Raw genomic sequence first — 5,593 nt, forward strand, 5'->3', positions numbered from 1 at the left:
ACCATATAAAAACCACTACCATCCTCTTTTCTTAAAATGTGAGGATCTCGAACACCACCACTGCGACTTATTGAATCTGAAGCTATGATAGGTTCGTTATTGTTTAACGCATAAAAGTTATAACCGTCTTCACTTATCGCATATCGTATAGCTTCTTCGCCATCACCATTGCCAGTAAAATAGGTGAATAAATAAGCCGTGTTTTCCTTTTCTTTCTTTCCATCAGCACAGGAGGATATTAGAGTAGAAAATAATAACAACACAAAAAAACGTGACTTAAATAAGAAATTGACATTCATAGTGGTTAGATTTTCAGATTTTACTATTTAAGTGTTAAATATACACTTTTTAATTAAATTTGAATACTTAATCTTTAAGCTTTGTAATTACAATGCCCAATTATCTTTCCATCGAATTACGGGCTTTTCGTTTTCCCATTCGAGAGGCAACCAGATATAACGACCATCGATATGATTTTTGGGCTTCCAACGATCTGCCATAAATATAAACTCATCTTCTTTTCCCTGTACCGGTAGAATAAATGTACTTTGCGAAAAGAATGTTTTATCTGCATACTTTCCTCTTGCAGGGTTTCCTAGTTTCTCCCATGGCCCCATAATAGATTTAGCACGGAAAGATCTTGCTGCATTTGGTTCCCAACCGGTTAAACCAGAGGTGATCATATAATAATACCCATCTCTTTCAAAAACTGCTGGTGCTTCATTTTGCCCACCAGGTTGCACACGTACCCATTCTCCTGTAAAATTGAGGTAATCGTCAGTTAATTTTGAAATATGCAAGGTTTGATTTTCTTCGGAAGAAGTGATGTGATATGCAATTCCATCAGTATCAATATAAATTGTCATATCACGAGACATTTGCCCTTTTTCAAAATCACGTCGAACAAACATGCCTTCGTTTAAAGCTTTTCTCCATTTTGGTGTCCACCAATCTTCTGGGTCGCCACCTTTTGGAGTTTCTTTCCATGCTTCTTTGAAATTTTTTGGCCATTTCCCTGAATTGGGACGATACGATTTTAGATATGTAAATGGGCCAGTGGGAGAATCACTAACGGCCACTCCGGTTCGGGCTGCAGCATAGCCTTGTCCTTTTAATTCCAAATGAAACCACATTACATATTGCCCTGTTTTTTCATTAAAAACTACTTTTGGACGTTCCATCACGCTACCTGAAGTAATTTCAGAATCTGGATCTTTAGCTACTGAAAGAGCTACTCCCTCATTTTCCCAATTATATAAATCCTTCGAAGAATATACCGTGATACCAACTCTCGCTAAACTAGATTTCCCTTTGTGCTCACCATACCAATAATATGTACCATCCTTAAACATGATACCACCACCGTGAGCATTAATGTGATTACCATCAGTATCTTTCCAGATTTCTCCCGGATAAAAAGAACTATAGTTAGGAGCTTTAGATTGTGCCTTTAAATTAATATTCAACAGCAGCACAATTAGAACAATAATATATTTAAATTTCGGGTTTTTCATTTGTGCTAGTGGTAATTAATATGCATGATCTATAGGAATGGCTTCTCCATTCCATATTTTCTTTTGAGTCCATGGTTTTGCAGCAGCGGTCCAAAATTCATCTTCTGGAGAAAGTCCTAACACCAGAAAAGCTTCTGTACTTAAATATAGGCTTCCGGTCGAAATATAGCCTTCGCCAATATTATTTTCATGACCTACAAGTCCCACCTGAAGCCAACCTTCCTTATCAAAAGTTCCTTTAGCTTCGATTTGTATTTTAATGACAGCATATAAAGCAGATCGAACTTGAGAAGGTGCTATTTCCTTAGCTAAATTTTTCCATAGCGCAACTTGCGAAAGTGATTGAAATGCTCCAAAACGATAAGCTAAAGATCTACCAATTGGTGGATAAGTTCCGCTAGGAGAAATTAACCGCTCTTGAATACTAGCATATCTTTGCGCTCGTTGTTGTACTTTTTTAAAATCTTCTTTTCGACCAACTCCGGCTTCATCCATTGCTTTTAGGATATCTAATAACATTGGCTGAATTACAAAACTATTATAGTAATCCCAGTGAAAATTTGGCCCATCACCGTACATTCCGTCGCCCAGATACCATTCCATATGCTTGTTTACAGGATAGGAAAGTCGAACCATATCGGCGCTTCCATCAAATTTCAGTAAAGCGGCTTCAACCATCCCCGTAAATAACAACCAGTTACTGTAATAAGGTTCTATATCACGAGAAGATTTTAATGCTTTTATGACGTTCTCTTTTGTTTGTTCAGAAAGTGGCTCCCACAACTGTGTTGGCGCTCTAAGTAATCCCTGAGCAAAAAAAGCGGCATCTACTAAAGGCTGGCGATCTTTATTGAAATTCATAAAGTCTGCCGACTCAGGATCGGTTGCTTTATCGATCGCTTTTTGAGCTAATTCAATATATTTTCTTCTAACTTTTCCTTCTTTGGTATTATCTGCACCAAGTTCTAACCAAGGAGCAATTCCAGATAATGTTCTACCAAAAGCTTCAAGATAAGTTACGTGAGTACGATCGTCCCATGCTCCCGGCGAACGTTCTATTGGCATATTTTCTTTTAATTTTCCTTTAGCAAGATTGCTTAAAACCGGATCGGCTATTTTCACTAAAGAATTCACATAGAATTCTCTTACTTCTTTAGGAGCAGGTTGATCTACTTTTTGAGCGTTTATACTGAAACTCAAAAAAATAAAAATTAGCAGAAAACTAATATTAGATAATTTAGACATAATTTATTTTTTCTGATACACTCTTACATAATCTACTTCGTACGTTCTCGGAAACGATGTATTAGAAGGGTCGCCACCATTGCCACCGATAGCAAGATTGAGTAAAATATAATGTGGTTGATGAAATGGATTAAATCCGTCTGGGTTTTTAGTGGTAGCCAGATCTATCGTGTTTAGTAATTCGTTATCTAGATAGATCTTTATAAAATCTTTAGTCCAATCCATTTTCCAGATATGATATTCCTCTGCCCAATTTGGATCCTTTTCAATGAATTTTGAGAAAGGAAGTTTCTCACTATCCCACGAGACGTAAGAAGTTTTTCCTTTCCAGGCGACATTAGCTAAAATTGCAGGTTTTTGATCGACCAGATAATATTCCATCACATCGATCTCTCCATTAGAAGGCCATCCTTTTTCTATGCCAAGTGTCCAGATCGCCGGCCACATACCCATAGAAGTGTCAATCTTTGCTTTTACTTCTAAAATACCAAATTGGAAATCGAATTTTCCTCTAGTATTTATGCTTGCTGAAGTGTATTCTGCTAACTTCCGGTTTAATTTCCAATTCTTACTTTCTGGCTGATATTGATGATTTTTAACCGATTCTTTTTTTCCTGAAATCACCAGTTTTCCATTTTGAATTTTGGCATTTTCAGATTGGTACCATTGTAATTCTTCATTTCTAACAAAACCATTTTCATAAGACCAAAACTTGGTATTTGGTTTAGTTCCGTCTTTAAATTCATCGCCCCAAACCAATTTATATCCTTCGGGTGAAGTAGCTTGTTGAGATATACAAGTATGAATACTTGCAATTAAAAAAAGATATTTAAAATTATATAAATTCAAAAGATATATTTAAAAATTGTATAATCATTCAATCTCTATAAAGGGTTAATAATAAACAAAATAGATTTTTATCTCTAATTTTAAAGAGCTAGTCTTGGGGATAATTGAACAACTTTCCCTTATCAGTTAAGGGAAAGTTTATGTGCTTATTTTACTAAAATTAATATTCGGCTTCCTTTTGTTGATAATATTTTTTCAACGTAAAAAAGGCCTTCTTTTTATTTCCTTTATCATCTATTAAACCTTTTCTATTCCAACCCTCCTGATAAATTGGATTATTTCGTCTTGGAGATCTAAAATCTGCTAAAATCCAAGGAGACATCCCCGTATAATTATCGGGCATCTGCTTCATCATTTTAATAGTTTCTGTATAATACCATTCTTGAAATTCTTCACTCCATCTGGTTTCTTTATCTCTGTGTAAACCTCCTTTTGCGCCAGCACCTGTTTCACTAAAAAATAAAGGTTTATTATAGGCAGTCTCCCATTTTGAATTTTCTTTTGCATGAGGTAAATCGCCGTACCATCCTAGATATTCATTAACTGAAACAATATCGGTATATTTCCCTAGCGGATCATTGATATAATTCTTACCGCTATTATATCCAACCTCTAATGCGGCAGAGACCAGCCTGGTATCATCAATCCTTTTGGCATCTTCAATAAGCATTTTCATAAAGTGAGTTCTAGTTTCGCTAACCGGAGTTTCATTTCCTACCGACCAGATTATTACCGATGCCTTGTTTCGATCTCGAATAATCATTTCTTCTAATTGCTTTTTAGCTTTTTCAAGGACCTTTTGGCTTGCAAAATCAATGGTCCAATACACAGGTATTTCACTCCATACTAAAACGCCTAAAGAATCAGCCATTCTAGTCATATATTCGTTATGCGGATAATGAGCCAACCTAACCATATTAGCATTCAAATCTTTCACCCATCCGAATAACTGCTCAGCATCTTCTTTATTTTTAGCTCGCCTTACATCTTGTGGAATTTCTTCATGAATACTTATTCCTCGTAGAAATATTTTCTCTCCATTTAATAAAATATCGGTTCCCTTTACGTCAATTTTTCGAAATCCGATTTTATCCTGAAGACTTACATTCCCAAAACTAAAGTTTACCGTATAAAGTTTAGGATTTTCAGGCGACCATAATTCAATATTTTTAGCCTCAAACTTAAAATCAGTTTCAGTTCCTTGTATTTTAATAGTTTTTTTAAACTTTAATTCAGGAATCTCGATTGTCACTTTTTCTTCGGAAGCTTTATTGAGTTTTATACTACCTGACAGCTCAAATCGTCGTTTTTTAATTGCATTTTTGATATCCTGATGTCCTTCTAACTGTAATGCATACTGTTGAATGAAATTTGGAGGAGTTATTATTAATTTCACATCTCTAGTTATGCCTCCATAATTCCACCAATCGGTATTTACAGTCGGAATTTCTTCCAAATGACGTTTATTATCGACTTTTACAACCAGATAATTATCTTTATCTTGAAGTAAATCTACTGGGACCTCAAAATTAAAAGGTGTAAATCCTCCTTTATGTGTTCCCAATTTCTTACCATTTAAGTAGACATGAGCTTCATAATTTACTGCTCCAAAATATATAAAAAGACGTTCGTTTTCGGCTAATTTGGGTTTATCAAAACTACGTTGGTACCAAACGGTACCTTCGTAGTATTTAAAAACGTCATCTTGCGAATTCCAATCGCCCGGAACCTGAATCGAATATTTATCTGAATACCCATGCTCCTTTCGATCTGTTTTATTTTTCACTTTAGGATTATTCCAATACGCTTCTGGATCATTTTGATTACGTTCTTTAAAACGATAATTATAAAATCCAGTTTCATAGGGATCTATGATATAATGCCAAGTTCCATTAAGTGAAATTTGCTCTCGATTTTGTGTATTTATAATTAGATTTTCTTGAGCAGTTACGCTTAATCCAATCAGAAATAAACAATAAACAGTA

At 35.1% G+C, this 5,593-nt stretch carries 4 protein-coding genes and 1 pseudogene; all 5 read right to left on the reverse strand.

Features of this window, described 5'->3' with window-relative positions; genetic code table 11:
• Positions 1-299 (reverse strand): annotated as a pseudogene (locus ACN0WI_RS16865) (hypothetical protein); the annotation flags it as partial.
• A gap of 87 nt (positions 300-386) precedes the next feature.
• Positions 387-1,475, reverse strand: a complete 1,089-nt coding sequence (locus tag ACN0WI_RS16870) for a glycoside hydrolase family 43 protein (RefSeq protein ID WP_417888221.1) — start codon at positions 1,473-1,475, stop codon at positions 387-389.
• A gap of 54 nt (positions 1,476-1,529) precedes the next feature.
• Complete coding sequence (locus tag ACN0WI_RS16875) at positions 1,530-2,714, reverse strand: DUF2264 domain-containing protein (protein WP_417888219.1); 1,185 nt, start codon at positions 2,712-2,714, stop codon at positions 1,530-1,532.
• A 48-nt stretch (positions 2,715-2,762) separates the two neighbouring features.
• Complete coding sequence (locus tag ACN0WI_RS16880; RefSeq protein ID WP_417888220.1) at positions 2,763-3,608, reverse strand: family 16 glycosylhydrolase; 846 nt, start codon at positions 3,606-3,608, stop codon at positions 2,763-2,765.
• A gap of 160 nt (positions 3,609-3,768) precedes the next feature.
• Positions 3,769-5,574, reverse strand: a complete 1,806-nt coding sequence (locus ACN0WI_RS16885; RefSeq protein ID WP_417888222.1) for a glycoside hydrolase family 2 protein — start codon at positions 5,572-5,574, stop codon at positions 3,769-3,771.
• Between the last annotated feature and the right edge of the window lie 19 nt (positions 5,575-5,593).

The sequence above is a fragment of the Zunongwangia sp. genome (assembly GCF_048269745.1).
In the GTDB taxonomy this organism is placed as follows: domain Bacteria; phylum Bacteroidota; class Bacteroidia; order Flavobacteriales; family Flavobacteriaceae; genus Zunongwangia.